Here is a 403-nt window from a genome sequence, read left to right on the forward strand (position 1 = left end):
CCGTCCTTGACGGACACCGGCACCGCCTCGACCGGCAGAACGACCGGCACCGGCTCCGGCCCGGAATCGTCGATGACGCTGCGCAGCACCTCATGCCGCTCGGCCAGATCCCGCACCGCGCCCAGCAACGCCGCCACATCGAGCGGACCGGTCAGCCGCAGCGCCATCGGGACGTTGTACGCCGTGCTCTCCGGATCGAGCTGCGCCAAAAACCACAACCGCGCCTGCGCCGCCGACAACCCACCCACACCACTCCGGGAGGGCGACCCCTCGGCGAGGGAAGACGAAACGCCGCCCTCCGCTCCGCTAGCGCTCCGCTCCGGGCGACGTGCGGGGTACCGCACCCCGCGCTGATCCTCGCGCACCCCCGGGCGCAGGCCCTCGCGCTGATTCACTCCGCCCT

The 403-nt window shown here is 72.7% G+C and carries 1 protein-coding gene; it reads right to left on the minus strand.

The features are described 5' to 3' along the window. Positions 1-239: condensation domain-containing protein (locus E1298_RS51055; RefSeq protein WP_279499857.1), on the minus strand; the 239-nt coding region annotated here is incomplete at its 3' end. Between the last annotated feature and the right edge of the window lie 164 nt (positions 240-403).

The sequence above is a fragment of the Actinomadura rubrisoli genome (assembly GCF_004349215.1).
Lineage (GTDB): Bacteria > Actinomycetota > Actinomycetes > Streptosporangiales > Streptosporangiaceae > Spirillospora > Spirillospora rubrisoli.